Source organism: Arthrobacter sp. FW306-1B-F12A, from assembly GCF_058781865.1.
On the sequence record NZ_JBYSXD010000109.1, the window covers coordinates 1 to 1,107 of the forward strand.

Annotated in this window: 1 protein-coding gene; it reads right to left on the bottom strand. The window is 61.9% G+C overall.

Going from position 1 to position 1,107, the window contains the following annotated elements; translation table 11 throughout:
- Positions 1-3 precede the first annotated feature (3 nt).
- Positions 4-1,107 (bottom strand): ArsR/SmtB family transcription factor (locus AC3WJU_RS22425; protein ID WP_492260922.1); only part of this gene is annotated, 1,104 nt, incomplete at its 5' end.

Consider the following 1,107-nt stretch of genomic DNA (forward strand, 5'->3'; position numbering starts at 1 on the left):
GGTTCAGTCGAGGTCGAAAAACTCTGTGAGTCGATCGATAAGAGATTTTGCGGTCTCGGGCCGCAGGCTGTAGAGCATGCCGTCGGGTTTGCGTTCTTGGCGGATCAGGCCTGATGATCTCAGTTGCGCCAGGTGGTGATGGACTGTTGGTTGTGAGAGTTCCAGGCGCTCGAGGAATTCCGTCCCCAGGACCGGCCCGCTTCGCAACAGGGTCAGTATTTGCAGCCTGTGGGGGTTGGCCAAGGCTTTGAAGCTCTCGAGCACGTTCTGGGAATCGGCGTCTTCATATCCGACGATGTTGTCGTTCCTGATGCCGAACACGATGAACGCCCGGCCGGCGCGTTCGTCCACCCGGGAGGCCATGAACGGATAAATGAACACCGACGGCGCCAGAATGATCTCGTTCATTCGAAGGGCGTTGGAGAGCGTATATCCTCCGGTGAGCGCCTCGATGCTCGACAGCGTCGGCCGCATCTCCAGCAGATCCCTGGCCGAGCCCGCTGCCCGGTCAACTGCCTCCCGGATCGGGTCGACCATGGGCGCATATACGCGGTCAAGGTAGCGTTCCAGGAACCGGACCAGATCATCTTTCGTACCGGCCGGGTCCCGCAGCACCTCAAGACTGGCGTCGGCAAACTCGCCGGCGAACCCGCGGACCTTCGTCTCGAACCCTGGTTTCCGCCCGTCCGCATTCTGGAGCGCTGACCGGTAGAAGTCCATCGCTTCCTGCGACGTCTCGCCGGTGTTGAGCATCAGCAGCGCGCACTCCTCAGCAGACCCGTCGCGCAGGCGCCCAATGAAATCAGCGGGCCCCGACTCCGTTCCGAGCCCGGGAACCAGAGGGAGCAGCCCGTATCCCAGCGCAGTCTCACCCCCCTCGAAGAACAACCGCCCCCGGGCGTACAGTTCGGCCCCCATCTCCCGGCGGGCAGCGGACGCCCACGTACGAGCACGCTTATAGACCTTCGGGTTATACAACGCACGCAAACTGACGATTAAGTCATAGCTCGCGGAGGGATGCACCGACATCACGGCAAGGTCCAGATCAGCAGACCTAAGCACGGTCCCCTCATCCCTGCCCACAAGATTCACGCCAGATCCCTCCCA